Genomic DNA, 24919 nt, shown 5'->3' with positions numbered 1-24919 from the left:
GGCAAATAGTGCGCATTAAATAGTCATTTATTCTGCATTATCAGGCAATATTTTGTCCCTGTATCGTCAAACAGGGGCTTAGCGAATAATTGCCCTTTTTCGATCCCGCCGGTAGGTAAACAGAGAGATTATTCTGACAATAAAATCGCAAACCGAATTTAACACTAATTAACAAGCGAGACCCCTGCCCTTAACCCTGATCCCGCCGCTATCTTCAGCAAATAAAAAAACACTTGCCACCCGTGGCGGGATAAGCGAAATTAACCGCCGTTTTTTCTGATTTTATTACAGAACCGTGCGTTGGCTTCGCCCGCGACGCGGTCTTATTTCCTGATGAAAATCAGGTTGAAACAACAGAGGTAACAGTGTCTACAGCAAACAAACACACTGACGAGGCAGTCAGCCTCAATGCGTTCAAGCAGCCAAAAGCGTTTTATTTGATCTTTTCTATCGAACTGTGGGAACGATTTGGTTATTACGGCCTGCAGGCCATCATGGCGGTCTACCTGGTTAAACAGCTGGGGATGTCCGAAGCCGATTCCATCACCCTTTTCTCCTCTTTCAGCGCGCTGGTGTACGGTCTCACCGCTATCGGCGGCTGGCTGGGCGATAAGGTGCTGGGCACCAAACGGGTGATTATTCTCGGCGCGCTGGTGCTGTGCGTCGGCTACGGGCTGGTCGCCTGGTCTGGTCATGATGTGTCGATGGTCTATATCGGCATGGCAACGGTGGCAATGGGCAGCGGGCTGTTTAAAGCTAACCCGGCCTCCCTGCTGTCAACCTGCTACGACAAAGACGATCCGCGTCTCGACGGCGCCTTCACCATGTTCTATATGTCGATCAACGTCGGCTCGCTGGTGTCCATGATGCTGACGCCGTGGCTGGCGGCGCGCTACGGCTGGAGCGTGGCGTTTTCGCTCTCCGTGGTCGGCCTGGCAATTACCGTGGTCAACTTCCTGCTCTGTCAGAAGATGGTGAAGAACTACGGCTCTAAGCCGGATTTCGCGCCGCTGAACCTCGGCAAGCTGCTGATGACGCTGGTCGGCGTAGTGGTGCTGATCACGGTCGCCACCTGGCTGCTGCATCACCAGTTTATCGCCCGCATCGTGCTGGGGGTGATCGCGCTGGGCATCATTCTGGTGTTCGCTAAAGAAGCGTTCGCGCTGCAGGGCGCCGCGCGCCGCAAAATGATCGTCGCCTTCCTGCTGATGGTGGAAGCGATCGTCTTCTTCGTGCTTTATATGCAGATGCCGACCTCGCTTAACTTCTTCGCTATCCGCAACGTTGAACATACCATTCTGGGCATCGCCTTCGAGCCGGAGCAGTATCAGGCGCTGAACCCGTTCTGGATCATGGTCGCCAGCCCGATTCTGGCCGCCATCTATAACAAGCTGGGCGATCGTATGCCGATGCCGCACAAGTTCGCTTTCGGCATGGTGCTTTGCTCCGGCGCGTTCCTCGTGCTGCCGCTGGGCGCCAGCTTTGCCACCCAGCAGGGTATCGTGTCGGTCAACTGGCTGATCCTGAGCTATGCGCTGCAGAGCATCGGCGAGCTGATGATCTCCGGCCTCGGCCTGGCGATGGTGGCGCAGCTGGTGCCGCAGCGCCTGATGGGCTTTATCATGGGCTCCTGGTTCCTGACCACCGCCGGCGCCGCGATGATTGCCGGCAAGGTCGCCAACCTGATGGCGGTGCCGGAAAACGTGACCGATCCGCTGCAGTCGCTGCAGGTTTACAGCGACGTGTTTAAGCAGATCGGCATCGTGACCGGGGTTATCGCCGTTCTGATGCTGCTGACCGCTCCGCTACTGAACCGGATGACGGTGGATCGCGAAGCGGCGGCGAAACAGGCCGCGGAAAGCCACAGCTGATTCAGCGCGTGGAGTGAAAAAGCCGTCCCTGCGACGGCTTTTTTATTGCCCCCGCACTGACATTTGCCCGGTCGCGCAGTAGGATGATCCTTACCCCCGCATGCAACAAGGAGCATTGTATGAAACTCTTCAGTAAAGCTGGCGCCTGTTCCCTTTCTCCCCATATCGTTCTGCGCGAATGCGATCTCGATTTCACTCAGGTTAATGTCGACCTGGCGAAAAAAGTGACCGAACGCGGCGAAGACTATCTGCAGATCAACCCGAAAGGTCAGGTTCCGGCGCTGGAGCTGGATGACGGCACGCTGCTTACCGAAGGCACCGCTATCGTGCAGTACCTGGCGGACCTGAAGCCCGATCGCCAGCTGCTGGCCCCGGCGGGCAGCCTGACGCGCTACCATACGCTGGAGTGGCTGAGCTATATCTCTACCGAACTGCATAAGGGCTTCAGCCCGCTGTTTCGCCCCGATACGCCGGAAGAGTTCAAGGTGAAGCAGCGCGAGCAGCTGCTGACGAAGTTCCGCTATGTCGATAATGCGCTGCGCGATAAGCAGTGGCTGCTCGGCGCGCGCTTTACCGTGGCGGATGCTTATCTGTTCGTCGTGACGCGCTGGGCGAAAGCGGTGAAGCTGGATCTTAGCGCGCTTGAGGCGCTGGCCGCCTGGCAGGCGCGCGTGGCGGAACGTCCGGCGGTGATCGCCGCGTTAAAGGCGGAAGGGCTGGCCTGATATGACAACGGGACGCGCAGGCGTCCCGTTTTGTTAACCGCGTATCAGGCTGAGCGCCTGCAGACGCTTACAGCCTTTCGGCAGCGAAATGCTGTGTCGGCCGCGCGATGCTCTCCTGCGCCGCCACCAGCTGCAGTTCATACTCGCCCATTTCGTGGGTTTTCAGCATCACTTCATACACGGCCGCAGTGATATGCTCCAGCGACTGCTTCAGCGGCTCGCCTTTCAACAGGTTCACCAGCAGCATACCGCTGGTGAGATCGCCGACGCCGACCGGCTGGCGCACGCCGAAATCGATCAGCGGACGGCTGATATGCCAGGCTTCCTGCGCCGTTACCAGCAGCATCTCAAAACGATCGCTACGGCGGCCGGCGCGCGCCAGGTGCTTCACCAGCACGATTTTCGGCCCGCGCGCGATCAGCTTACGTGACACTGTCACAGCTTCCGCGACGCTGCCGACGCTGGTGCCGCTGAGCATCTCCAGCTCCAGCAGGTTCGGCGCGATAATATCACTGGCCGGCAGCGAGGCGTGGCAGTGGAACTCCGCCACGCCTGGCGCCACAATGCAGCCTTTCTCCGGGTGGCCCATCACCGGATCGCAAAAATACCAGGCGTTAGGGTTCGCTTCCTTCACCTGACGCACGATCTCGAGAATCTGTTCGCCCTGCTCCGCCGAGCCGAGATAGCCGCTCAGCACCGCATCGCAGGTCTTCAGGCGATCGATATCGGCGATGCCTTTGACGATATCGGTCAGGTGCGACGCCGGCATCACCGTGCCGGTCCAGTGGCCATACTGCGTGTGGTTGGAAAACTGCACGGTATTGAGCGGCCAGACATTGGCGCCCATACGCCGCATCGGAAACTCCGCCGCGCTGTTGCCGGCGTGGCCGAATACGACGTGAGACTGAATAGCGAGAATATTTTTCATGATAAAACCTGCACAGCCTTGCCAAAAAATAAGGCCGGTCAAACCGGCCTTACCCTCTTCTTATTTCCAGCACACCAGACAGTAATGCTTTTTACCGCGGCGCAACAGGGTAAAGCGGCCGAACAGCTTGTCGCTGTCGCTGAAGCGGTATTCCGCATCAGACTGTTTTTCGCCGTTTACCGTTACCGCGTTGGAGCCGATCATGGTGCGCGCCTGTCCGCGCGACGGTACCAGCTCCGCCGTCACCAGCGCCTGCTGCAGATCGGCGTCCGCTTCTAGGGTGATGACCGGCATGCCATCCTGCGCCAGCTGCTCGAAATCCGCTTCGGTCATGTCGCTCAGGCTGCCGGAGAAGAGGCTCTGAGTGATGCGCTTCGCCGCTTCCAGCCCCGCTTCGCCATGCACCAGACGCGTTACCTGCTCCGCCAGCACATACTGCGCGCGCGGCGCTTTGCCGCTGTTTTTGTCTTCTTCTTCCAGCGCATTGATCTCATCAATGCTCATAAAGGTGAAGAATTTCAGGAAGCGGTAAACATCCGCGTCGGCGGTGTTAATCCAGAACTGGTAGAACTTGTACGGGCTGGTTTTCTTCGCGTCGAGCCATACCGCGCCGCCTTCGGTTTTACCGAATTTGGTGCCGTCCGCTTTGGTGATCAGCGGTACGGTCAGGCCGAAGACCTGGTTCTGATGCAGACGACGCGTCAGATCGATGCCGGAGGTGATATTGCCCCACTGATCGGAACCGCCGATCTGCAGCGCCACGCCATAGCGTTCGTTCAGGCAGGCGAAATCGTAGCCCTGCAACAGGTTATAGGAGAATTCGGTAAAGGAGATGCCCTGATCTTCACGGTTCAGGCGCTGTTTTACCGCTTCTTTGTTAATCATCTGGTTAACAGAGAAGTGCTTGCCGATATCGCGCAGGAAGGTCAGCACGTTCATGCTGCCGAACCAGTCGTAGTTGTTCGCCGCGATGGCGCTGTTGTCGCCGCAGTCGAAATCGAGGAACGGCGCGACCTGGCCACGGATCTTTTCTACCCACTCATTGACCGTGTCGGCGGTGTTCAGCTTGCGCTCGGCCGCTTTGAAGCTTGGATCGCCGATCAGGCCGGTGGCGCCGCCGACCAGCGCAACGGGCTTGTGTCCTGCATCCTGGAAACGTTTCAGACAAAGCAAAGGTACCAGATGGCCCAAATGCAAGCTGTCGGCGGTCGGGTCGAAGCCGCAATAGAGAGCGATTGGCCCTTGCGCCAGTCTCTCTGCTAACGCATCCTCGTCCGTCACCTGGGCTACCAGGCCCCGCTCTTGCAATTGTTTAATCAGGTTACTGCTGGTCATTAAAGACTCCATGTTGTAACGACTGCACCTATGCTGGTACACAGCTTTCCGCTGACATGCGGAGAAATGAAGGCGTATAGAATAAAGCGCTGCCGCCGCCAGCGCCAGCGCTGCAAGCGATATTTGCTGAATTCAGGGCGCCAGCCGATCGATTTTCCAGCTCTCCCCTTCGCGCTGATAGAAAAAGCGATCGTGCAGCCGGTTTTCGCCGCCCTGCCAGAACTCTATCGCGTCGATTTTTACGCGGAAACCGCCCCAGAAGCTCGGCAACGGCACCTCGCCCTGGCTGAACTTCTGCTTCAGTTCGAGGAATTTGCCCTCCAGCACGCCGCGCGCTGAAATGCGGCTCGACTGCTGCGATACCCAGGCACCGATCTGACTGTCGCGCGGGCGGCTGTGGAAATATTTCACCACCTCCAGCGTCGAAAGCTTTTCTGCCTGCCCCAACACCATCACCTGACGTTCAAGAAAGTGCCAGGGGAACAGCAGGCTGACGCGCGGGTTATCGCCCAGCTGTTGCGCCTTACGGCTGCCGAGATTGGTGTAAAACACCATGCCGCGTTCGTCATAGTGCTTCAGCAGCACGATACGCTGGTAAGGCTGGCCCTGGCTGTCTACCGTGGCGACGCACATGGCGGTGGGATCGGGCAGCTGCGCGTCGCACGCCTGGCGCAGCCACTGCTCAAACAGCGCCAGCGGCTGGTCGGGCAGATCCTTGCGGCGCAGGCCGCCGCGGGTATATTCGCGCCGCAGGTGGGCGATCTGTTGCAAACTCTCGTTATCACTCATAACCGGATTCAACCATAGCGAAAGGGTGCCTGCATTGTGCTACTCCCCCTGATGAAATTCAACGCGTTAGCGCGCGTCCTCGCGCTGACAATCATTCACGATCACCCGCTGGCTGCGCTCAATCGTCGCGCCCTCGCCCTGGGTACGCAGGCGATAGGTGCCGTCACTGTAGCTGGTGCCGACGGCGGACTCCTCCTGCTGCAGGGCCAGCGGCTGGCCATCCATCACCAGATGCGCCTGCTGCGGCGTCAGGGTGACCGTCAGCGGCAGCGTACCGCAGCGATAGTGCAACACCTGCGCCTCATTTTGCGGCTTGCCGCCCAGGCCGCAGCCGGTCAGCAACAGCGTTATGATTAACGTCAGAGACTTTTTCATGCGCGTTTCTCTCATGGCGGAATGTTACAGCGGCGGACGGTTGGCGGGATAGATGGCGCCGAGGATGGTCGCTTCGCGCGCGCCGGTAACTGACGGCAGGTTGCCGGGCAGGCCGGAGAGCGTGCGCCAGGCGAGCCAGGCGAAAGCCAGCCCTTCCATATCGTCGCCGTTAATTCCCGCCTCGTCGGTGGACAACACTTCCGTGCCGGCAAGCAGCGCCGCCAGCCGCGCCATCAGCAGTGGATTGCGCGCGCCGCCGCCGCATACCAGCAGCCGATCGCAGCCACCGCTCAGCAGCACCTGTTCACTGATGCTCACCGCCGTCAGCTCCAGCAGCGTCGCCTGTACATCCTGCGGCGCCAGGCCGGGGAAGCGTCGCAGCTGCTGCTCTACCCAGCCGAAATTAAAGTACTCGCGGCCGGTGCTTTTCGGCGCCGGCAGGGCGAACCAGGCGTCACTCAGCATCTGTTTTAGCAGCGGCAGGATCACCGTGCCGCCGGCGGCCCAGGCGCCATCTTTATCGTAAGGCAGCCCGCGATGGCGCCAGATCCAGGCGTCCATCAGCATATTGCCCGGGCCGGTGTCATAGCCGCCGGGCGGCTGGCCGGGGATCAGCAGCGAGAGATTGGCGATGCCGCCGATATTCAGCACCATGCGTCGCTCCTGCGGGTGCATCAGCAGCGCCTGGTGAAAAGCGGGCACCAGTGGCGCGCCCTGGCCGCCCAGCGCCATATCGCGGCGACGGAAATCGCCCACCACCGTGACGCCGGTTGCGGCAGCGATCTGATTATTGTCGCCGATCTGCAGGGTGCAGGGCGCATCGCCCCAGGGTTCATGCCAGACAGTCTGCCCGTGGCAGCCGATGGCGGTGATATCCTCCGCACTCAGGTTCTGCTGCTTCATCAGCGTCAGCACCGCCTCGGCGAACAGCCGCCCCAGGCGTGTATCCAGCCGCCCCAGCTGCGACAGCGTCAGGCTCTGTCCCTGATTGATCGCCAGCAGCTCCTGCCGCAGCGCCTGCGGCACCGGATGGCAGTAGCTGGCCTGCTGCGCCACCATGCGTTCATCAATCGCCGCCAACACCACATCCACGCCATCCAGGCTGGTGCCGGACATCACGCCAATATAGCGTCCCGATTTCATTGTCTTACCTTACTTCCTCTGCGGAAGAGCATCCAGATTGCTTTCAGCCTGGCAAAAAAGGCCCGTTAATTCTATGATTAATTGTTAGTTTTCATGGACGGCCCGACGCTTTTACATTCGGGTATGAATTTTCGCTGGCATTATTGAATTTTTGTTTATCCGTCGCGGTCTATGCTCAGCCATCGTCTGGTTCGCGGGATTCTGAGACAGGCGGAGGTTATGCCATATAATGAATTATCTCTGGCTGCCTTTTCGATGCAGCCGACAGTCATGAAAGGAGTTTTGTATGATTAAGCGTTTATGTGTCGTGGCGCTGGCTGGCATAACGCTGGCAGGCTGTACCAATACGGATACGCTTTCCGGTGACGTATACAGCGCCAATGAGGCCAAGCAGGTGCAGAGCGTCAGCTACGGCACGCTGGTTTCCGTGCGTCCGGTCAAAATCCAGGGCGGAGATGATAACAACGTGATCGGCGCCATCGGCGGCGCGGTGCTGGGCGGCTTCCTGGGCAATACCGTCGGCGGCGGTGCCGGGCGCAGCCTGGCGACGGCGGGCGGCGCGGTGCTGGGCGGCGTGGCGGGCCAGGGCGTGCAGGGCGCGATGAATAAGGCGGACGGCGTCGAGCTGGAGATCCGCAAGGATGATGGCAACACCATTCTCGTGGTACAGAAACAGGCGGCCAGCCGTTATTCTGTCGGTCAACGCGTGATGTTGGCGTCAAACGGCAGCCAGGTGACCGTTTCTCCGCGTTAAGCTGTTCAGTTCTGAAAAACCGACGCCGCGCGTCGGTTTTTTTATCGCCGCTATTCGCTCTTCTTCTGCAGTTCGACGATATTTTTCTCCAGCCGCGCGATCAACGTGATCAGCTGATCCACTTCCCGCTTTGAGATGCCCGCCAGGATATCGTCGCGCGTGGCGTCAATCACATGTTCTACTTGCTGAATAATGGGTTCCGCCGCTTTGGTCAGCTTGATGCGTTTCGCGCGCCGATCGTTGGCGCAGGTGCAGCGGACAATCAGCCCTTTCTCTTCCAGCTGATCGAGCGTACGCACCAGGGAGGGCTGTTCAATACCGATAGCTTTAGCCAGCTGAATCTGTGACTGATGAGGGGGCAGCTGATGGATGTTATGCAGGGTGACCCAGTGCGTCTGCGTCAGCTCCAGCGGTTTAAGTCGTTGATCGATCAGCGCACGCCAGATGCGCACTAAACGTGCCAAATCCGTTCCTAATGGCGTATCCAATTTCATCTCCTTATAATTAGCTTGCTAGCAATCAAGCGCGATTTTAGCCTATTTTGCGAGTTTACCGGGCAAAATACAAATTCATCGCCCGCGGCAAAAGGCGATTATTCCTGATTATTCGCATCCTGCGGCCAGGCTGAAGCCGCGTTCCCTTTACCCTTTCACCCCGCTTTACTACGTGTTTTTCTGATTTTATCCTGATGCCCACTACCGGGGCTCACCGCCTGACGCCGCCGGCCTGGCCTGACGAAAACCAGGGCGTCAGCAGCGGCGAAACGATAAGCGCGGCGCTATCCGGCGACAAAGAAGATAAGCACGACGCTCTGCACCGGCGCGGCACCGGGCTAAGCCCCGGCTGACACCTCCCCAGGCGAGGACGCTGACCATCATCCCCGCCTGCGCGTGACGACAATGGGCATCGTCTTAAAGCGCGACGCGCGGCGTTTGCAGGCATTGCAGGCATTGCAGGCATTGCAGGCATTGCAGGCATTGCAGGCATTGCAGGCATTGCAGGCATTGCAGGCATTGCAGGCATTGCAGGCATTGCAGGCATTGCAGGCATTGCAGGCATTGCAGGCATTGCAGGGGTACCACGGAAACAGGCTGATGATAAACAAAAAAAGAAGGAAAGCGGCAAACATTGCGTATCACAGCCTGCCGCTTTGCGGTTTGTGCGAGAGCCCTCGCAACCTTTGTAGAAGCGCCCAACCTTTACGGGAGCGCGCAACCTTTATGAGCGCGCGACGCGCTATTTAATGACGCCGCAGGCGTAGCGGTCGCCGCCGCCACCCAGCGCTTTGGGATGGTCGCTGTGGTTATCACCGCCCATATGTACCATCAGCGCGCGGCCGGAAATGTCGCTGATTTTTTTCAGGCGCGGCGCCAGAACTGGATAGTCGGCGCGGCCATCCTGCGTCACATAGAGCGCCGGCAGGTCGCCTAAGTGCCCTTCGGCCCAGGGGCCGAGATGCTTGCCGCTATTTTGCGGATCGAAGTGGCCGCCCGCCGCGCCGCCCGGAACGCTTTTTCCGTCGGTGACCGCAGACTCGCAGCTGCCGTTGGCATGCACATGGAAACCATGCACGCCCGGCGGCAGCCGGGAGAGGTCCGGCGTGAACGTCAGTCCATACGCGGTTTCATCGATTTTTACCGTGCCGACCGCTTCGCCGATCCCCTCTTTGGTCAGATTATGCAAGGTGACCTCTTCACTCGCCGCCTGCGCATAGCCCGCGATCAGCAGCGCCAGCGCCGCTAAACCATAGTGTTTCATCCCGCCTCCTGAAGTCTGTAGGGTTTGCCCTTAAAGCCTGGACGGATTTTCACGTTTGGTCGAACGCCGTTTTTTTTGCGTTTCTTTACGGCACATCGTAACCCAGCGCCGCTTTGCGAATGCGGAACCACTGCTGGCGGCTCAGCTGGAGCGGCAGCGCGTCCAGCGCGGCGCGTACGCGTTCGATTTTCCCTGAGCCGACGATCGGCAGCGGCGCAGAGGGCAAACGCATCACCCAGGCATAGACCACCTGATCGATCGAGGCGGCGCCCGTCTCTTCGGCAACAGCGCGCAATTCGGCGCGCAGCGGCGAGAAACGTTCCGCGCTGAACAGCTGACCACCGCCAAGGCAGGACCAGGCCATCGGCTTGATGCGCAGCTGTTGACACTGATCGAGTGTACCATCCAGCAGCGTATCCTGACGCAGCGGCGAAATCTCCACCTGATTGGTGGCGAGCGTAAACGGCAGCCTGGACTGCAACAGCGCAAACTGCGTCGGGGTGAAGTTAGAAACGCCAAAGTGCCGTACCTTACCGCTCTGGTGCAGTGCGGTGAAGGCTTCCGCCACCTCGTCTGCATCCATAAGCGGATCGGGACGGTGGATCAACAGCAGATCGAGGTAATCGGTGGCAAAGTGCCGCAGCGAATTTTCCGCGCTGCGGATGATATGCGCGCCGTCGGTAATATAGTGGCCGAGCGTATGTTCCGGCCGGGCGGTGGTGGCGATGCCACACTTGGTGACCAGCTCCATGCGCGCGCGCAGCGAAGGGTCAAGCCGCAGCGCGGCGCCGAAAGCGGCTTCGCACTGATAGTCGCCATAAATATCGGCGTGGTCGACAGTGGTAACGCCCAGCTCAAGGTGCTGCTGAATAAAGCCCACCAGCTGCTGCGCCGACATCTGCCACTCCATCAGCCGCCAGTACCCCATCACCATGCGGGAAAATGCCGGGCCCTGCGGCGCAATTTGTACGCGTTCAATCATGTTATCTGCCTCTGCAGCTCAGTGTCAGGAGCCGCAGTATACGCCGTCGGCAGAGAAAAAAAGCGCGCGATATCAAAACAGTGACGGCTGTTGCGGTTCTTCCGGCGGCGTCTCTTTTTCCGCGCGGCGCAGGCGCAGATAACGCTGGCGACAGAGCCGCAGCACTTCACGCTTGCGCGCGTCGCTATAGCTCATCCAGTTGAATCGCTCATCGCGGGTGCGCAGGCAGCCGCGGCAGTAGCCGCGCTCATCGGACTGACAGATGCCGCGGCACGGGCTTGGCACCGGGAAAAACTCAAGTTGCTCCGCCACATCGCCTCCTGATTAAAACGCATCTTTTATTGAAGACAGCATCCGTCGCGAGCGCAAGTTTCCCGTCTAAAAATCGTTCAGTACGCATAACCGGCGTGTAATTGCAGCTTAACCAAACGGTTAGCGATCGTTTAATTGGAGATGCGTTAAGGTTTCACTAAGGTTTTTCAGCTAAGCTACAGGCAAATCCTTTAATTTTATTTAATTATGCTGCTACTGAAAAAATTCCGCTGTAGTGAATCCCTGTTTCTGGCCGGTTGCGCGTTATTTTTTACTTTTATTCTTAATGGCTTGTTTATCGTACGCGCCGCAGAAAGAACGCCGCTGAGCCATCTGCATGATTATCTGTTTATCGCCTCGATCCCGCTGGTGCTGTTCTGCGCCTTTATGCTGGTTTTCAACCTGCTTATCCTGCCGTGGATTGGTAAGCCACTGTTAATTATTCTGCTGCTGTGCGGCGCGGCAGCGAACTATTTTATGTACAGTTTCGGCACGGTTATCGACACCAATATGGTGCAAAACGTGTTTGAAACGGACCTGCAGGAGGCGACCGCCCTGCTCAGCCCGCGCTATCTGCTGTGGATGCTGTTGATGGGCGTGCTGCCTGCCGCAATCATTCTGATGGTCAATATCAAGCGGACGCGTCCCTGGTGGTTTGCGCTGGCGATGCGCGCGCTCTGGTGCATCGGTTCGGTGCTGACCATTCTGCTGATAGCGGCGCTGATGTATAAAGATTACGCTTCGCTGTTTCGCAATAACAAAGGGCTGGTGAAGATGGTGACGCCGCCCAACGTGGTCAGCGGTGCCATTCACTATGTCGATAATCGCTGGCTGCAGGGTGATAAAGCACTGGTACGCATCGGCCTGGATGCGCAAAAAGGCCCGCTGATTAAGGCGGCGCAGAAAAAAACGCTGGTGGTGTTTGTGCTGGGCGAAACGGCGCGCGCGGAGAACTTCTCGCTTGGCGGCTATGCGCGCGAAACCAACCCGAAACTGAAGCAGCAGCAGGTGATCTACTATCAGCACGCCTCCTCCTGCGGCACCGAAACGGCGGTCTCGGTGCCCTGCATGTTCTCCGGTATGGCGCGCCGCGATTATGACGCCAATCTGGCACGCCATCAGGAAGGCCTGATGGATGTGCTGGCGCATGCCGGCGTCAATGTGATGTGGCGTGAAAACGACGGCGGCTGCAAAGGCGCTTGCAACCGCATTCCGCATACCGATATGACGCTGTGGAAGCTACAGGCGTATTGTCAGAGCGACTACTGCCGCGACGATGTGCTGCTGCACCGTCTGTCGAACTACATTGACGGCGTGAAGGATGATTCGGTGATTGTGCTGCATCAGATGGGCAGCCACGGCCCCGCTTACTATCTGCGTTATCCGCCGGCGATGCGTCAGTTTACGCCAACCTGCGACAGCAAGCAGATACAGGATTGCGATCACCAGGCGCTGGTTAATACCTATGACAATACGCTGCTCTACACCGATTCGATGGTGAGCGACACCATCGACCTGCTGAAGCGCTATAGCGATCGCTTTAACGTGGCGCTGATCTATCTCTCCGACCATGGCGAATCACTGGGCGAGCGCGGCATGTATCTGCACGGCGCGCCTTACCTGTTTGCGCCGAGCCAGCAGACGCATATTCCGTTTTTGATGTGGCTCGCGCCCGATTATGCGCGCGCCTTCCGCATCGATGAGGGCTGTATGCGTCATCATGCGCAACAGGATGAGGTATCACAGGATAACGTGTTCCACACGCTGCTGGGGATGATGAATATTCAGACCGCCGTTTATCAGCCAGCCCTTGACCTGCTGAAAAACTGCCAGGCGCATTAGGGTTGCATCAGACCAACTGGTCTATTACCCTGAGGGACATGAGTAAGACGACACGACATGATACCCGCGAACTGCTGCTCGCCACCGGCGAGCAGCTTTGTTTGCAGCGCGGCTTTACCGGTATGGGCCTGAGCGAGCTGTTAAGCCAGGCGGGCGTGCCGAAAGGTTCGTTTTACCACTATTTTCGCTCGAAGGAGGCCTTCGGCGTGGCGATGCTGGCACGCTACTTCAACAGCGTCAGCCACGACATGCTGACCTGGTTTGAGCTGCAGCAGTCGACGCCACGCCAGACATTGCTGGACTATTATCAGCAGGCGGAGCAGCGTTTTCGCGCCACGGGCCATATTGAAAACTGCCTGGCGGTAAAAGTTTCCGCCGAGGTCTGCGACCTCTCCGAGGAGATGCGGCTGGCGCTGGAGCATGGCGCCGCCGCGCAGACGGCGATCTTAACCGACGTGCTGCGTCAGGCTGCGGCGCAGGGTGAGCTACAGCCGGGCTGGACGCCGGATGCACTGGCGCAAACGCTCTATTCGCTCTGGCTGGGCGCCAGCCTGCAAAGCAAGATCCGCCGTGACGGCAGCGCGCTGACCCATGCGCTGCAGGCAATTTTGCAGCTGCTGCCGCCGCGCTAAATAAAAAACGTCAGTTTCGAGTCGACTGGTCTACTTACACTCGCGACGCTGCCGCCCGTCGGCGGCTATACTAAGCTTTTTTGACCGTCATCGGATGATGACACCCTTTTCAGGAGAATATTATGCGCTTACTTCACACCATGCTGCGCGTTGGCGATATGCAGCGCTCCCTCGATTTTTATACCCGTGTTCTCGGCATGCGTCTGCTGCGCGAAAGCGAAAACGAGGAGTATAAATACAGCCTGGCGTTCGTCGGCTACAGCGACGAAAGCGAAGGCGCGGTGATCGAGCTGACCTACAACTGGGGCGTGGATAAATACGATCTTGGCAATGCCTACGGCCATATCGCGCTGGGCGTGGACGACGTGGCGGCGACCTGCGAAAAAATTCGTCAGGCGGGCGGCAACGTGACGCGCGAAGCGGGCCCGGTTAAAGGCGGCTCCACCATTATCGCGTTTGTGGAAGATCCGGACGGTTATAAAATCGAACTGATTGAAAACAAACAGGCCGGACAGGGTCTGGGCCACTAAGATGTCGGGCGCCTGCGGGCGCCCTTCTTATTTGTGCTGCTGCAAGCGGCGGCGAAATTTGCCATAATGCGCGCTGCCTTTTTTCGCCAATGAGATCCTGATGTCTGAATCGAAACAACTGAACGCCTTATCCGACCGCTTCCGCGGCTTTTATCCGGTGGTGATTGATGTGGAAACCGCCGGATTCAATGCTAAAACCGATGCGCTGCTGGAGATCGCCGCCGTCACGTTGAAAATGGATGAACAAGGCTGGCTGCAGCTTGATCAGACAATGCATTTTCACGTTGAGCCTTTTGAAGGCGCGGTCCTGCAACCGGAGGCGCTGGCGTTCAACGGCATCGATCCACACAATCCCCTGCGCGGCGCTGTCAGTGAATATGAGGCGCTGCATGAAATTTTTAAGCTGGTGCGCAAAGGCCTGAAGGATCGCGGCTGCAATCGCGCCATTATGGTGGCGCATAACGCCAATTTCGATCACAGCTTTATGATGGCCGCCGCCGAACGCGCCGGTCTGAAGCGTAACCCGTTCCATCCCTTCGCGACTTTCGATACCGCAGCCCTCAGCGGCCTCGTCGTCGGTCAGACGGTACTGGCGAAAGCCTGTAAAGCGGCCGGCATCGCCTTTGACGCCACGCAGGCGCACTCGGCGCTCTACGATACCGAACGCACCGCGGAGCTGTTTTGCGAACTGGTGAACCGCTGGAAACGCCTGGGCGGTTGGCCGCCGCTGCCGGTTGGCGATGAAGAGCCGGCTGATGAGGCGTTAAAGGTGGAAGAGTAAACCGCCGCGCGCCATGAAAAAAGGGCGCCGCAGGCGCCCTTTTGTGCTTTCAGCAGTGCTTCCAGCGCTCGGCTGAAAGTTATTCCGCTTCTTTATGCTTTTCCGCCGTCTCTTTAATCAGCGTCTGCAGCTCACCGCGCTGGAACATCTCAATAACGATGTCGCAGCCGCCAACCAGTTCGCCATCTACCCACAGCTGCGGGAAGGTCGGCCAGTTAGCGTATTTAGGCAGTTCAGCGCGAATATCGGGGTTTTGCAGGATATCGACATAGGCGAAGCGCTCGCCGCAGGCAGAAAGAGCCTGAACCGTCTGCGCAGAGAAACCACAGCTTGGCAGCTTCGGCGAACCTTTCATATACAGCAGGATCGGATTTTCTGCGATCTGGCGCTGAATTTTTTCAACAGTACTCATAATTGCCTTCCTTAAATAGCTTGCTTCGTGTCTATTGATTGTAGCGACTGTAGCGGGTCACTGAAAACGACATTTTCTGTAGGGTTAAAGCGTCCGGCACATTTATGGCCGCCATCGCCGCGCAAATAATGCGGCGCGTCGTCATTACGCACGGCGATTAATAAATGGCAATAACTGTGCTGAGATAACCAGCTGTTTCCGTTTATTTTTACATCTTTATGCAATTAAAGGCCATTCAATTGCAAAAGGCTTTATCTTTTCAGAAAAAGTTAGATTAGAATCGGCCTTCAGGGGTCTGCCGCCAGGGCAGAAATAAGATTAACTCCGCGCTGTATATCGCGCTTTTACTGTAACCACACTATGCGTTTACTGATTACGCTTTTTATGCTGGCTTTTGCTCAGCTGTTCTTTAACGTTGCGCAGGCCTCCCCGCAGGCGCCGGTTAAGGCCAGTCAGCATAAGATTGATAAGAAGAGCGCCCGTGAAGATGAACGGCGCAAGCGTCGCCCATTAAAAACCACCAGCAAAAAAGCGCGTCCGGCGACGGCGGAAAAAAGCAAAGTTAAAAAGAAAGGCAAGGCGACCGCTGTTGCGGCCTCTCCGACGTTAACGGCGAAAAAAGGCCGCGCGTCGGCGAAAACGGTCAAGCCGGTAAAAACGGCAAAGCAGAGCGGCGTCAAAAAGAGCGCGGCGAAAAGCGCCAGCGCGCGCTATGGCCGCCAGCGCGGCGATAAAAAAGGCGCGCTGCAGGCGAACGGCCGCGGCCCACTGGAGATGAGCAAGGCGCACCGCGAGCGTTATCAGAAAGCGCGCGAAACGGCGATGAACAAGCTGATGGGACAGCTGGGCAAACCCTATCTCTGGGGTGGCACCTCGCCGCACACCGGCTTCGACTGCAGCGGCCTGGTCTGGTACGCCTATAAAGATGTGGTGAAGTTTAAGATCCCGCGCACTGCTAATGAGATGTATCACCTGCGCGACGCCGCAGCGGTCAGCCGCGAATCGCTGGAAAAAGGCGATCTGGTCTTTTTCCGCATTAATAACCGCGGCGCCGCCGACCACGTTGGCGTCTATCTCGGCAACGGCCGCTTTATTCAGTCGCCGCGTACCGGCAAAGATATTCAAATCAGCCAGCTCAGCGATGATTACTGGGAGCGCCATTATGTCGGCGCGCGTCGCGTGATGACGCCCAAAACCATTCGCTAGGCGCGTTGCGCAACAAAAAAGCCTGTCTTGCGACAGGCTTTTTTTTATGCGTTATCTGCTTAGTGCATCACAGCGGTAAAGCTGAAAGCGATAATCATCAGCAACGCCGCGACGGTTGTGCCTAACGACAGCTTTAAATCAGTACTCACCCGGCCTCTCCTTTAACCCTACAAACGATAACGGTATAGATTTTCCCATACTCGCCGGTAAAAATCTCGTTTTCTTTGCGTCAGCTTGGTAGAATCCCCGCCTTGCGTTGCGCAACAATGGCAAACAGCCGCTATTGGCCCTTTTTTAAAGACGTCCCACCTGCCAGACGTATCTCAGCCAGCATAATGACAACTGACAAGCACGCTGAAGCAGGCCGTGAGGACGCAAACGTTTAACATTAGCCTTATCAATTCGTTATGATAAGCGCAGGAGTATCTTTTTAATGGCAACAATCAAAGATGTCGCGAAGCGTGCCGGCGTTTCTACTACGACGGTGTCACACGTCATCAATAAGACCCGCTTTGTCGCGGAAGAGACGCGCGAGGCGGTGTGGGCGGCCATCAAAGAATTACACTATTCGCCCAGCGCGGTCGCGCGCAGCCTGAAGGTGAATCACACCAAATCGATCGGCCTGCTGGCCACCTCCAGCGAGGCGCCCTATTTTGCGGAGATTATCGAGGCGGTAGAAACGCGCTGTTTCGCCCGCGGCTATACCCTGATTCTGGGCAACGCCCACAACGATTTGCAAAAGCAGCAGGCCTACCTGTCGATGATGGCGCAGAAGCGCGTCGATGGTCTGCTGGTGATGTGTTCCGAATACCCTGAAGCGCTGCTGAAAATGCTTGAGGAGAACCGCAATATCCCTATGGTGGTGATGGACTGGGGCGAGTCGCGCGGCGACTTCACCGATACCGTGCTGGATAACGCCTTTGAAGGCGGCTATCTTGCCGGCCGCTATCTGATCGAACGCGGCCATCGCGATATCGGCGTGATCCCTGGCCAAATGGAGCGCAATACCGGCGGCGGCCGCCTTGCCGGCTTTATGAAGGCGCTGAACGAAGCGAATATTCCGGCGCGCGAAGAGTGGATCGTGCAGGGCGATTTCGAACCGGAATCGGGTTACCGTGCCATGCAGCAGATCCTGACGCAAAAGCAGCGCCCGACAGCCGTCTTCTGCGGCGGCGACATTATGGCGATGGGCGCCATTTGCGCAGCGGATGAGATGGGCCTGCGCGTACCGCAGGATATTTCGGTGATCGGCTACGATAACGTGCGCAACGCCCGCTACTTTACGCCGGCGCTGACCACGGTGCATCAGCCAAAAGAGCAGTTGGGCGAAACCGCCTTCGATATGCTGCTGGATCGTATTATCAACAAGCGCGAAGAGTCGCAAACCATTGAGGTACATCCGACGCTGATCGAGCGCCGCTCGGTGGCCGACGGCCCGTTCCGCGACTACCGCCGTTAATGTTGCTGGCGGTGACGACCATCACGGTCGCCACCGCTGCAATGTTGCTCAGGAGCCCCCCTCTCCTGAGCCAGCGCCTCTTCCCGCAGCCACTCCCGATTTAACGTCTCCGTATCGCCCAGATAATCCAGTAACCAGCTCAGCGCCGGCGAACCGCTCTGTTCCGACCAGCTGACGCAGCAGTGGCTGTCAGGGAAAGGCACCGGCAGCGGCAGCTCGCTCAGCTCCCCGCTCGCCAGCAGCGGCGCAGCGAATTGCCCCGGCACCATGCCGACGCAGAGCCCGGCGCGCAGGCAGTCAAAGGCGCTTTCCCAATCGGGCACCACCAGCCGCCGCTGGTTATCCAGTGTCCAGGTGGTGCGGCGCGGCAGCGCGCGCGAGGTATCCTCCAGCACCAGCGACGGCCAGGGGCGAATATCGTCATCCTGCAGACGATCGACCGCCCCGGCGAGCGGATGACGGGCGCTGACCACGCAACGCCAGTTCAGCGCCCCCATATCGCGAAAAGCGAAGCGGCCGCCGACCGGGATCGCCTGGGTGGCGCCGATCGCCACATCAACACGTCCGTCCGCCAGCGCATCCCAGACGCCGTTAAACACCTCCGGGGTGATCAACAGCTCCATATCGGGAAAGTGGCGATAGAAATCGAGTACCAGCTGACGCGTGCGCTGCGGTTTGACGATGCGATCGACGGCGATGCTCAGCTGCCCGCGCCAGCCGTTCGCCACCTGCTGGCACTGACGGCGCGTGGCGAGCATTTTTTTGATAACAGCACGGCCCTCGCGAATAAAAAGCTCGCCGGCCTCGGTTAACACCACATCGCGGTAGCGTCGTTCGAACAGCGGCACCGCCAGCCAGGACTCCAGCTGGCGCACGGTATAGCTGATGGCGGACGGCACGCGATGCAGCTCCGCGGCGGCGGCGGAGAAGCTGCCGGTGCGGGCGACGGCATCGATCACTTCAAGCGCATGTTCTGACCACATTTTCTGCCTGCAAAAATTTTGAAATCAACCGGCAAATTTTAGCGTTTCACATTCAGAAAAACATCCTTTACCCTCGCGCCGTCTGTTCACCTGCTAATTAATGAGAAAGAGATGTCTGGTTCAAAAGGATTTATGCTTTATCTGGCGCTGCTCAGTACGCTGGGCTTTCTCGCCACCGATATGTACCTGCCGGCCTTTACCGCCATGCAGGAGAGCTTTCACACCTCCGCCGGCGTCATCAGTGCCAGCCTGACGGTATTCCTTGGCGGCTTCGCCTGCGCCCAGCTGATGTGGGGCCCGCTCTCCGATCGCTTCGGCCGCAAGCCGGTGCTGCTGCTCGGCCTGACGCTGTTTGCGATCGGCTGCGCCGGTATGCTGTGGGCGAATGAGACCTGGCAGATGCTGACGCTGCGCTTTATTCAGGCGGTCGGCGTCTGCTCCGCCGCGGTAAGCTGGCAGGCGCTGGTGGTCGATCGCTATCGCGGCGCGCAGGCGAACCGCGTGTTCGCCACCATTATGCCGCTGGTGGCGCTCTCCCCGGCGCTGGCGCCGCTGCTGGGCGCCTGGCTGCTGAGCCATTTCTCCTGGCGTTCTATTTTCCTTGCGCTGCTGCTGGTCACCCTGCCGCTGCTGTTTGCCACCGCGCGGCTGAAAAAGGCACCGGCGGCCACGCACGAGACGCGTCCGCGCGCCGGCTTTTTCCAGATGCTGGCCTCGCGCGTCTACAGCGGAAACGTATTGATCTATGCCGCCTGCTCCGCCAGCTTTTTCGCCTGGCTGACCGGGTCGCCTTTTATTCTGCACGATCTCGGTTTAAGCCCGGCGGATATCGGCCTGAGCTATGTGCCGCAGACCATCGCCTTTCTGATCGGCGGATTCGGCTGCCGCGCGGCGCTTCAGCGCCGCAACGGCAGAACGCTGCTGCCGGCGCTGCTGATGTTCTATGCGGTTAGTGTCGTGGCGTTGTTTATGGTGGCGATGAGCGGCAACGCGACCTTGTGGGGCTTGCTGGTGCCCTTCTGCGGCATGGCGCTGGCGAACGGGGCAATCTACCCTATCGTGGTGGCGAATGCGCTGCTGCCGTTCCCGCAGGATACCGGCAAGGCCGCCGCGTTGCAGAACTGCCTGCAGCTGGGCCTCTGCTTTTTTGCCAGCCTGGCGGTCTCCGGCTGGCTGACGCACCCGCTGCTGACCACCAGCTCGGTTATGCTGTTTACCGTGCTGCTGGCCGCAGTTGGCTATCTGCTGCAGCTGACGCGACACGCGCCAGCGACGGAGTCACAGAACGCGGCATAATCGCAATACCTGCCGCATCGCCGATGACAGCTATTGGTTAGCACACTAACTGTTAGCCGTTGTATATTCCCTGGCGGGAGCATATACTCCTTGCCAGGCAGTCACTTATAATAACCAGTGCGTTTTTTCCGGTCGGCCGCTCCGCTTACGTGCGGCTGTCTGACCGGTCTGTTCATTCAGTTTCAATCCTCTGCTCAACGTCGGCTATCTGGCACACGGTTTTCCGTGAGATTTCTCACAACCCTGTAGAAATTGACTATTCTGTTTCTCAGGTTCGTATCACACAGGTGATGGAGAAGCTATGAGTTCATCGTGCATAGAAGAAGTGAACCTGGAGGAAAACCATTGGTATCGTATCGCCCATGAGATGTTGGAAATGGCCGATATCGAAGTCAATGGTCATCGCCCCTGGGATATTCAGGTGAAAAACCCTGACTTTTTTAAACGCGTCTTACAGGAGGGATCCCTCGGTCTGGGCGAGAGTTACATGGATGGCTGGTGGGAATGCGAACGGCTTGATATGTTTTTTCATCGCGTGCTGAAGCACAAACTGGATCAACAACTCCCTCACCATTTCAAAGACACTTTACGCATCGCCGCCGCCCGGCTGACCAATCTGCAGTCAAAAAAACGCGCCTGGATGGTGGGCAAAGAGCATTACGATTTAGGCAACGATCTTTTTTCGCTTATGCTTGATCCCTTTATGCAATATTCCTGCGGCTACTGGAAAACAGCCGGCACGCTGGAAGAGGCGCAACAGGCTAAGCTAAAAATGATTTGCGAAAAACTGCAGCTGAAGCCGGGTATGCGCCTGCTCGATATCGGCTGCGGCTGGGGCGGGCTGGCGGAGTTCGCCGCGCGTCACTATGGCGCAAAGGTGGATGGCGTCACCATCTCCGCCGAACAGCAAAAAATGGCGCAGCAGCGTTGCGAAGGGCTGGACGTCACGATTTTGCTGCAGGATTACCGCGACCTGCACGATCAGTATGACCGCATCGTCTCTGTCGGCATGTTCGAACACGTCGGCCCTAAAAACTATGCTACCTATTTCGACGTCGTCGACCGCAATCTCAAGCCTGACGGCCTGTTCCTGCTGCATACCATCGGCGCGATAAAAACCGATATGAATGTCGATCCCTGGATTGATAAATATATTTTCCCCAACGGCTGCCTGCCGTCGGTGCGCCATATTGCCGAAGCCAGCGAACCGCACTTTATTATGGAAGACTGGCACAATTTCGGCGCCGATTACGATACAACGCTGATGGCGTGGCATGCCCGCTTTTTGCAGGCCTGGCCGCAGCTGGAAGAGAAATATGGCGAGCGCTTTAAACGCATGTTCACCTACTACCTGAACGCCTGCGCCGGCGCGTTCCGCGCGCGCGATATTCAGCTCTGGCAGGTGGTCTTTAGCCGCGGCGTGGAAGGCGGCCTGCGCGTACCGCACTAGCGCCCCGCGATGACGCAACGCATAAAAAAACAGGCAACCGGGTTGCCTGTTTTTTTTCGCCCGCCGGTTACTCGTCGGCGTCGGCGACGTTTGCCACGTTGGCAGCCAGCGCCGCTTCACGCTGCGCCAGCACGCGCTCGACGGTCTCGACAATCGCCTGCGTATGGGGATCGATCTCGATATTCACGCGGTGACCCAATTTTTTCGCGCCCAGGGTAGTGCGCGCCAGGGTCTCAGGAATTAAATGCACGCAGAATTTGGTTTTTGTTACGTCGCCGACGGTCAGGCTGATACCGTCGATGCCGATAAAGCCTTTATGCAGGATATATTTCAGCAGCGAGCTATCCTGCGGTTTGAACCAGATTTCGCGGTTATTTTCTGCATTTATTATTTTACAGATTTCAGCGGTGGTCATAATATGCCCGGACATTAAGTGTCCGCCAATTTCATCGCTGAATTTCGCCGCGCGCTCAATATTCACCACATCGCCCGGCTGCAGATCGCCGAGATTAGTAATACGCAGCGTCTCTTTTACCAGATCGAAACTGACGCGATCGCCGTTAATTTCCGTTACGGTCAGACAGCAGCCGTTATGCGCGACCGACGCGCCCAGCTCGAGGCCCGGCAGCAGCGCCGGCGGCATTTTAACGATATGGGTGCGAAAGTTGGTTTTCTCTTCAATGGCAACCACTTCTGCGGTGCCCTGCACAATTCCGGTAAACATAGGTTAGCCTCAGTCTGTTTTTGCTGATATTAACATACTCTGTGCCGCAGACCAGGCCAGGCGGCCGACGATCGCCCCTGCCATGGGTGATAAAATGCGGTTTCTTTGCGGCGGCGATGCCGCTATGATCTTTCGCCGACAACGGACGTGTTCTTCTATTCTTTATTATCCAGCCCGTCAGGGCGAATGTTTATTCATTCCTGTAACCATAAAAAGGTGTTTACGTGCAGAAGTATCTGACAGAAGCGCGGCAATTATTGGCGCTGGCTATTCCCGTTATCCTGGCGCAGGTTGCGCAAACGGCAATGGGCTTTGTTGATACCATTATGGCCGGCGCGGTGAGCGCAACGGATATGGCCGCCGTCGCAGTGGGCACCTCGGTATGGCTGCCCGCTATCTTATTCGGCCACGGTCTGATTCTGGCGCTGACGCCCGTAGTGGCGCAGCTCAACGGCTCCGGCCGCCGCGATCGCATCGCCCGTCAGGTACGCCAGGCTTACTGGCTGGCCGCACTGGTATCGGTGCTGATTATGGTCGTGCTGTGGAACGCCGGTTATATGATCCGCGCCATGCATAATATCGATCCGGCGCTGACCGACAAAGCGGTCGGCTACCTGCGCGCGCTGCTGTGGGGCGCGCCCGGCTACCTCTTTTTCCAGGTGGCGCGCAACCAGTGCGAAGGGCTGTCGAAAACCAAACCCGGCATGGTGATGGGCTTTATCGGTTTGCTGGTTAATATCCCGGTGAACTACATCTTTATCTACGGCCATTTCGGTATGCCGGCGCTGGGCGGCGTTGGCTGCGGTGTGGCGACGGCTTCGGTCTACTGGGTGATCTTTATCGTGATGCGTTTATGGATCAAGCGTGCGCGTTCGATGCGCGACATCGCCCTGCCGGACTACTTCAGCGCGCCGGATTGGGCGGTGCTTAAGCGTCTGACGCTGCTCGGCCTGCCGGTGGCGCTGGCGCTGTTTTTTGAAGTGACGCTGTTCGCCGTCGTCGCCCTGCTGGTGTCGCCGCTGGGCATTGTTGATGTCGCCGGACATCAGATTGCGCTTAACTTTAGCTCGTTGATGTTCGTGATGCCGCTTTCGCTCGGAGTGGCGACCACCATTCGGGTTGGCTTTCGGCTTGGACAGGGTTCGGTGGAAGCGGCGAAGGTCGCCGCCTGGACCGGCCAGGGGGTGGGCATTATGATGGCGGCCTGCACCGCACTGTTTACCGTCACCTTTCGCGAACAGATCGCCCTGCTCTACAACGATAATCCGCTGGTGGTGGCGCTGGCCGCGCAGCTGATGCTGCTGGCCGCCGTATACCAGTTTTCCGATTCAATTCAGGTGATTGGCAGCGGCATTCTGCGCGGCTATAAAGATACCCGCTCGATTTTCTTTATCACTCTGGTCGCCTACTGGGTTATCGGGCTGCCGAGCGGCTATCTGCTGGCGCTGACCGACTGGCTGGTGCCACCGATGGGGCCGGCCGGCTTCTGGTGCGGCTTTATTCTGGGGCTGACCTCCGCCGCCGTAATGATGATCTGGCGTATTCGCCGGCTGCAGCGATTGCCGGCGGAGAGGATCCTGCAACACGCTTCGCGCTGAAGATAAGGGCCCGCCGTGCTTAAAAAAACGGCGGGTCGCACAGATGCTGGGCAGTTGCGCAGAAATTTGTATGTTTCCCCTTGCCAGCGGTAAACAGTGTCGCTAATATTCGTCCCCGTCGTCACCCAAGACGACAGATGCGTTCTTAGCTCAGTTGGTTAGAGCACCACCTTGACATGGTGGGGGTCGATGGTTCGAGTCCATTAGAACGCACCAAAGTGCGTCCGTAGCTCAGTTGGTTAGAGCACCACCTTGACATGGTGGGGGTCGGTGGTTCGAGTCCACTCGGACGCACCAAAGCGTTTTCACTGCGTTCTTAGCTCAGTTGGTTAGAGCACCACCTTGACATGGTGGGGGTCGGTGGTTCGAGTCCACTCGGACGCACCAAAGCGTTTTCACTGCGTTCTTAGCTCAGTTGGTTAGAGCACCACCTTGACATGGTGGGGGTCGATGGTTCGAGTCCATTAGAACGCACCACGCTTTTTTCTTCTGCTGCTCGTAATACCTCACGACTGACCTCCTTATCTTTTTATCCAGATCGCCGACGAAGCGCGCAGATTGCTTTGCCTCTATTACCGCCGCACCGGTTTCCTTGCTCCGCTTTACCTTACCGGATGGCCTGTCTTGCTCTGCCTTACCCCAGCCGACTGACTCTCTTGCCCTGACCTCCCCTGCCAGATAGCCTCTCTTATCCAGACTTCCCCTTGCCTGAATTAACATTTTCCGCCCGACCTTGCCCCTGCCGATTGCCTTTTTTATCCAGACTTCCGTTGCCTGCATTGACTCCCCGCCCAACCTTACCCCTGCTGGATTGACGCCCTTGATCTCTCTTAAGGTTGTCGAATTGACCCGTTTATCCAGCCTTAACGCTAACCAAATTGATCACGCCTGGTCTCATCCGGCGCTCCGCGTAGTGCCAGCCGACGCCGGTGGCCGATGCAGCGCTTTCAGATAAACCTTACCCGCATCGGGCCTGGTTTTGTGCGCCCCGCCGTACGGGCGGCACACTCTCAGCCGCTGATAACGCACCGCTG

Annotated in this window: 27 protein-coding genes and 4 tRNA genes; 18 read left to right on the top strand and 13 right to left on the bottom strand. The window is 58.0% G+C overall.

Translation table 11 applies throughout. The annotated features are described in order from the left end of the window. Positions 1–365 precede the first annotated feature (365 nt). Positions 366–1871, top strand: coding sequence for a dipeptide/tripeptide permease DtpA (dtpA, locus tag C2E15_RS09975; protein WP_104957228.1), 1506 nt, complete (start codon positions 366–368; stop codon positions 1869–1871). Between the two features lie 119 nt (positions 1872–1990). Continuing rightward, positions 1991–2596: a glutathione transferase GstA gene (gstA, locus tag C2E15_RS09970; RefSeq protein WP_084971376.1), complete on the top strand. Its 606-nt coding sequence runs from the start codon at positions 1991–1993 to the stop codon at positions 2594–2596. A gap of 67 nt (positions 2597–2663) precedes the next feature. On the opposite strand, the gene pdxY is transcribed toward gstA, so the two are convergent. The 5 genes from pdxY to anmK all read right to left on the bottom strand — a co-directional run bounded on the left by pdxY (position 2664) and on the right by anmK (position 7166). Continuing rightward, positions 2664–3524 (bottom strand): pyridoxal kinase PdxY, encoded by an 861-nt coding sequence (gene pdxY / locus C2E15_RS09965; RefSeq protein WP_104957227.1) that lies wholly within the window; start codon positions 3522–3524, stop codon positions 2664–2666. Positions 3525–3584: 60 nt separating this feature from the next. Further along, complete coding sequence (tyrS, locus tag C2E15_RS09960; protein WP_104957226.1) at positions 3585–4859, bottom strand: tyrosine--tRNA ligase; 1275 nt, start codon at positions 4857–4859, stop codon at positions 3585–3587. 132 nt (positions 4860–4991) lie between these two features. Then, complete coding sequence (pdxH, locus tag C2E15_RS09955; protein WP_104957225.1) at positions 4992–5648, bottom strand: pyridoxamine 5'-phosphate oxidase; 657 nt, start codon at positions 5646–5648, stop codon at positions 4992–4994. Between the two features lie 66 nt (positions 5649–5714). Beyond that, a complete protein-coding gene (locus C2E15_RS09950; protein ID WP_104957224.1) occupies positions 5715–6023 on the bottom strand; it encodes an MliC family protein in 309 nt (102 codons plus the stop codon). Positions 6024–6047: 24 nt separating this feature from the next. After that, positions 6048–7166, bottom strand: a complete 1119-nt coding sequence (gene anmK, locus C2E15_RS09945; protein ID WP_104957223.1) for an anhydro-N-acetylmuramic acid kinase — start codon at positions 7164–7166, stop codon at positions 6048–6050. A gap of 286 nt (positions 7167–7452) precedes the next feature. Between anmK and C2E15_RS09940 the strand changes: the two genes are divergently transcribed. Then, the gene (locus C2E15_RS09940; RefSeq protein WP_104957222.1) at positions 7453–7920 is read left to right on the top strand and encodes an outer membrane lipoprotein; all 468 of its coding nucleotides are present in this window, start codon (positions 7453–7455) and stop codon (positions 7918–7920) included. 50 nt (positions 7921–7970) lie between these two features. Here the strand turns inward: C2E15_RS09940 and slyA are convergent, their stop codons facing one another. Continuing rightward, entirely contained in the window at positions 7971–8414 is a 444-nt protein-coding gene (slyA, locus tag C2E15_RS09935; protein ID WP_162287233.1) for a transcriptional regulator SlyA, read from the bottom strand. Between the two features lie 194 nt (positions 8415–8608). Between slyA and C2E15_RS21675 the strand changes: the two genes are divergently transcribed. Next, positions 8609–8767 (top strand): hypothetical protein, encoded by a 159-nt coding sequence (locus C2E15_RS21675; protein ID WP_167391855.1) that lies wholly within the window; start codon positions 8609–8611, stop codon positions 8765–8767. Between the two features lie 52 nt (positions 8768–8819). Further along, positions 8820–9164, top strand: a complete 345-nt coding sequence (locus C2E15_RS09930; protein ID WP_146108543.1) for a hypothetical protein — start codon at positions 8820–8822, stop codon at positions 9162–9164. On the opposite strand, the gene sodC is transcribed toward C2E15_RS09930, so the two are convergent. The 3 genes from sodC to C2E15_RS09915 form a co-directional block, all read right to left on the bottom strand. Further along, a complete protein-coding gene (gene sodC, locus C2E15_RS09925) occupies positions 9157–9678 on the bottom strand; it encodes a superoxide dismutase family protein (protein WP_104957221.1) in 522 nt (173 codons plus the stop codon). The genes C2E15_RS09930 and sodC overlap by 8 nt on opposite strands. An 85-nt stretch (positions 9679–9763) precedes the next feature. Then, positions 9764–10660 (bottom strand): aldo/keto reductase, encoded by an 897-nt coding sequence (locus tag C2E15_RS09920; protein WP_104957220.1) that lies wholly within the window; start codon positions 10658–10660, stop codon positions 9764–9766. 72 nt (positions 10661–10732) lie between these two features. Continuing rightward, a complete protein-coding gene (locus C2E15_RS09915) occupies positions 10733–10972 on the bottom strand; it encodes a DUF1289 domain-containing protein (RefSeq protein WP_104957219.1) in 240 nt (79 codons plus the stop codon). A 207-nt stretch (positions 10973–11179) separates the two neighbouring features. On the opposite strand from C2E15_RS09915, the gene eptA reads away from it, so the two are divergent. The 4 genes from eptA to rnt all read left to right on the top strand — a co-directional run bounded on the left by eptA (position 11180) and on the right by rnt (position 14757). Next, positions 11180–12814, top strand: a complete 1635-nt coding sequence (gene eptA, locus C2E15_RS09910; protein ID WP_104957218.1) for a phosphoethanolamine transferase EptA — start codon at positions 11180–11182, stop codon at positions 12812–12814. Between the two features lie 38 nt (positions 12815–12852). Continuing rightward, positions 12853–13446: a TetR/AcrR family transcriptional regulator gene (locus C2E15_RS09905; protein ID WP_104959141.1), complete on the top strand. Its 594-nt coding sequence runs from the start codon at positions 12853–12855 to the stop codon at positions 13444–13446. Between the two features lie 122 nt (positions 13447–13568). Beyond that, complete coding sequence (gene gloA, locus C2E15_RS09900; RefSeq protein WP_104957217.1) at positions 13569–13976, top strand: lactoylglutathione lyase; 408 nt, start codon at positions 13569–13571, stop codon at positions 13974–13976. A 100-nt stretch (positions 13977–14076) separates the two neighbouring features. After that, positions 14077–14757, top strand: coding sequence for a ribonuclease T (rnt, locus tag C2E15_RS09895; protein ID WP_104957216.1), 681 nt, complete (start codon positions 14077–14079; stop codon positions 14755–14757). A gap of 79 nt (positions 14758–14836) precedes the next feature. Here the strand turns inward: rnt and C2E15_RS09890 are convergent, their stop codons facing one another. Further along, positions 14837–15172 carry a Grx4 family monothiol glutaredoxin gene (locus tag C2E15_RS09890; RefSeq protein ID WP_174705719.1) on the bottom strand — a complete coding sequence of 112 codons (336 nt, stop codon included), beginning with the start codon at positions 15170–15172 and terminating at the stop codon, positions 14837–14839. Positions 15173–15529: 357 nt separating this feature from the next. Between C2E15_RS09890 and C2E15_RS09885 the strand changes: the two genes are divergently transcribed. Beyond that, the gene (locus tag C2E15_RS09885; protein WP_104957214.1) at positions 15530–16375 is read left to right on the top strand and encodes a C40 family peptidase; all 846 of its coding nucleotides are present in this window, start codon (positions 15530–15532) and stop codon (positions 16373–16375) included. A gap of 59 nt (positions 16376–16434) precedes the next feature. Here the strand turns inward: C2E15_RS09885 and cydH are convergent, their stop codons facing one another. Next, the gene (gene cydH, locus C2E15_RS09880) at positions 16435–16524 is read right to left on the bottom strand and encodes a cytochrome bd-I oxidase subunit CydH (RefSeq protein ID WP_104957213.1); all 90 of its coding nucleotides are present in this window, start codon (positions 16522–16524) and stop codon (positions 16435–16437) included. Between the two features lie 284 nt (positions 16525–16808). Here cydH and purR point away from each other — a divergent pair, with 284 nt between their 5' ends. Then, positions 16809–17834, top strand: coding sequence for an HTH-type transcriptional repressor PurR (gene purR / locus C2E15_RS09875; protein ID WP_104957212.1), 1026 nt, complete (start codon positions 16809–16811; stop codon positions 17832–17834). Here the strand turns inward: purR and punR are convergent. Further along, positions 17831–18817 carry a DNA-binding transcriptional activator PunR gene (punR, locus tag C2E15_RS09870; RefSeq protein ID WP_104957211.1) on the bottom strand — a complete coding sequence of 329 codons (987 nt, stop codon included), beginning with the start codon at positions 18815–18817 and terminating at the stop codon, positions 17831–17833. The two genes, purR and punR, sit on opposite strands and share 4 nt — an antisense overlap. 111 nt (positions 18818–18928) lie before the next feature. Between punR and punC the strand changes: the two genes are divergently transcribed. Both punC and cfa read left to right on the top strand, forming a co-directional pair. After that, a complete protein-coding gene (gene punC, locus C2E15_RS09865; protein ID WP_104957210.1) occupies positions 18929–20113 on the top strand; it encodes a purine nucleoside transporter PunC in 1185 nt (394 codons plus the stop codon). Between the two features lie 301 nt (positions 20114–20414). Beyond that, a complete protein-coding gene (gene cfa / locus C2E15_RS09860) occupies positions 20415–21563 on the top strand; it encodes a cyclopropane fatty acyl phospholipid synthase (protein WP_104957209.1) in 1149 nt (382 codons plus the stop codon). 67 nt (positions 21564–21630) lie between these two features. Here cfa and C2E15_RS09855 read toward each other — a convergent pair whose 3' ends face one another. Next, positions 21631–22287, bottom strand: a complete 657-nt coding sequence (locus C2E15_RS09855) for a riboflavin synthase subunit alpha (RefSeq protein WP_104957208.1) — start codon at positions 22285–22287, stop codon at positions 21631–21633. Between the two features lie 224 nt (positions 22288–22511). On the opposite strand from C2E15_RS09855, the gene mdtK reads away from it, so the two are divergent. The 5 genes from mdtK (at position 22512) to C2E15_RS09830 (ending at position 24362) form a co-directional block, all read left to right on the top strand. Further along, positions 22512–23885 carry an MdtK family multidrug efflux MATE transporter gene (gene mdtK / locus C2E15_RS09850; RefSeq protein ID WP_104957207.1) on the top strand — a complete coding sequence of 458 codons (1374 nt, stop codon included), beginning with the start codon at positions 22512–22514 and terminating at the stop codon, positions 23883–23885. 139 nt (positions 23886–24024) lie between these two features. Then, a tRNA-Val gene (locus C2E15_RS09845) sits at positions 24025–24101 on the top strand. Between the two features lie 4 nt (positions 24102–24105). Continuing rightward, positions 24106–24182, top strand: a tRNA-Val gene (locus C2E15_RS09840). 13 nt (positions 24183–24195) lie between these two features. Continuing rightward, positions 24196–24272, top strand: a tRNA-Val gene (locus tag C2E15_RS09835). Between the two features lie 13 nt (positions 24273–24285). Next, positions 24286–24362 (top strand) — tRNA-Val (locus C2E15_RS09830). Positions 24363–24919 lie beyond the last annotated feature (557 nt).

This window comes from Mixta gaviniae (assembly GCF_002953195.1).
Taxonomy (GTDB): domain Bacteria; phylum Pseudomonadota; class Gammaproteobacteria; order Enterobacterales; family Enterobacteriaceae; genus Mixta; species Mixta gaviniae.
This window is presented reverse-complemented; position numbering and strand designations above follow the sequence as displayed.

Bases quoted from the DNA above. Each gene is read 5' to 3' on its own strand.
- gstA (WP_084971376.1), top strand. From the start codon at position 1,991: ATGAAACTCTTCAGTAAAGCTGGCGCCTGTTCCCTTTCTCCCCATATC.
- pdxY (WP_104957227.1), bottom strand. From the start codon at position 3,524: ATGAAAAATATTCTCGCTATTCAGTCTCACGTCGTATTCGGCCACGCC.
- tyrS (WP_104957226.1), bottom strand. From the start codon at position 4,859: ATGACCAGCAGTAACCTGATTAAACAATTGCAAGAGCGGGGCCTGGTA.
- pdxH (WP_104957225.1), bottom strand. From the start codon at position 5,648: ATGAGTGATAACGAGAGTTTGCAACAGATCGCCCACCTGCGGCGCGAA.
- C2E15_RS09950 (WP_104957224.1), bottom strand. From the start codon at position 6,023: ATGAAAAAGTCTCTGACGTTAATCATAACGCTGTTGCTGACCGGCTGC.
- anmK (WP_104957223.1), bottom strand. From the start codon at position 7,166: ATGAAATCGGGACGCTATATTGGCGTGATGTCCGGCACCAGCCTGGAT.
- C2E15_RS09940 (WP_104957222.1), top strand. From the start codon at position 7,453: ATGATTAAGCGTTTATGTGTCGTGGCGCTGGCTGGCATAACGCTGGCA.
- slyA (WP_162287233.1), bottom strand. From the start codon at position 8,414: ATGAAATTGGATACGCCATTAGGAACGGATTTGGCACGTTTAGTGCGC.
- C2E15_RS21675 (WP_167391855.1), top strand. From the start codon at position 8,609: ATGCCCACTACCGGGGCTCACCGCCTGACGCCGCCGGCCTGGCCTGAC.
- C2E15_RS09930 (WP_146108543.1), top strand. From the start codon at position 8,820: ATGGGCATCGTCTTAAAGCGCGACGCGCGGCGTTTGCAGGCATTGCAG.
- sodC (WP_104957221.1), bottom strand. From the start codon at position 9,678: ATGAAACACTATGGTTTAGCGGCGCTGGCGCTGCTGATCGCGGGCTAT.
- C2E15_RS09920 (WP_104957220.1), bottom strand. From the start codon at position 10,660: ATGATTGAACGCGTACAAATTGCGCCGCAGGGCCCGGCATTTTCCCGC.
- eptA (WP_104957218.1), top strand. From the start codon at position 11,180: ATGCTGCTACTGAAAAAATTCCGCTGTAGTGAATCCCTGTTTCTGGCC.
- C2E15_RS09905 (WP_104959141.1), top strand. From the start codon at position 12,853: ATGAGTAAGACGACACGACATGATACCCGCGAACTGCTGCTCGCCACC.
- gloA (WP_104957217.1), top strand. From the start codon at position 13,569: ATGCGCTTACTTCACACCATGCTGCGCGTTGGCGATATGCAGCGCTCC.
- rnt (WP_104957216.1), top strand. From the start codon at position 14,077: ATGTCTGAATCGAAACAACTGAACGCCTTATCCGACCGCTTCCGCGGC.
- C2E15_RS09885 (WP_104957214.1), top strand. From the start codon at position 15,530: ATGCGTTTACTGATTACGCTTTTTATGCTGGCTTTTGCTCAGCTGTTC.
- purR (WP_104957212.1), top strand. From the start codon at position 16,809: ATGGCAACAATCAAAGATGTCGCGAAGCGTGCCGGCGTTTCTACTACG.
- punR (WP_104957211.1), bottom strand. From the start codon at position 18,817: ATGTGGTCAGAACATGCGCTTGAAGTGATCGATGCCGTCGCCCGCACC.
- punC (WP_104957210.1), top strand. From the start codon at position 18,929: ATGTCTGGTTCAAAAGGATTTATGCTTTATCTGGCGCTGCTCAGTACG.
- cfa (WP_104957209.1), top strand. From the start codon at position 20,415: ATGAGTTCATCGTGCATAGAAGAAGTGAACCTGGAGGAAAACCATTGG.
- C2E15_RS09855 (WP_104957208.1), bottom strand. From the start codon at position 22,287: ATGTTTACCGGAATTGTGCAGGGCACCGCAGAAGTGGTTGCCATTGAA.